We start from the raw sequence: 550 nt of genomic DNA, 5'->3' as shown, positions 1-550 counted from the left end.
CTCAACATGAAATTTAACGGCTTGGCGAAAGCGATTGAGGGACGTTAATTATGTCATTCACTGATATTTATTCGATTACTGGCTCTGCGATGACGGCGCAAACCGTTCGCCTAAACACGGTTGCCAGTAACCTTGCGAACGCGGATGCGGTGTCTGCAAACCCAGATGATGCTTACAAAGCACTTAAACCTGTGGTCGCGACCGTGTATCAAAAAACGCAAATGACGACAGAAAACGGCATTTACCCAACTGCTGAAGTTCGTATTGTCGATGTGGTGCAAAACAAAGGTCAGGCGGAAAAACGCTTTGAGCCAAATAACCCACTCGCTAACGGCGAAGGTTATGTTTACTACCCAGACATCGACGTGGTTGCGGAAATGGCGGACATGATGTCAGCGACTCGCAGCTTCGAAACGGACGTGGAAGTGTTGGCAAATGTGAAAAGCATGCAGCAAGGCTTGCTTCGTTTAGGGCAGGGTAGCTAATGAGTCTTGCACAGTACACGGCATTATCGTCGGACGCTCCAGTTAAAGCGGCAGCAAAAGAAAAC

1 protein-coding gene is annotated in these 550 nt (G+C 48.4%); it reads left to right on the top strand.

The features are described 5' to 3' along the window. Nucleotides 1-50: 50 nt before the first annotated feature. Nucleotides 51-485 carry a flagellar basal body rod protein FlgC gene (gene flgC / locus R7044_RS27350; RefSeq protein ID WP_225456240.1) on the top strand — a complete coding sequence of 145 codons (435 nt, stop codon included), beginning with the start codon at nt 51-53 and terminating at the stop codon, nt 483-485. Nucleotides 486-550: the final 65 nt, after the last annotated feature.

The organism is Vibrio sp. 1402 (assembly GCF_033340275.1).
The sequence above is the reverse complement of the archived record's forward strand: the minus strand, read 5'-3'. Positions and strand labels throughout refer to the sequence as shown.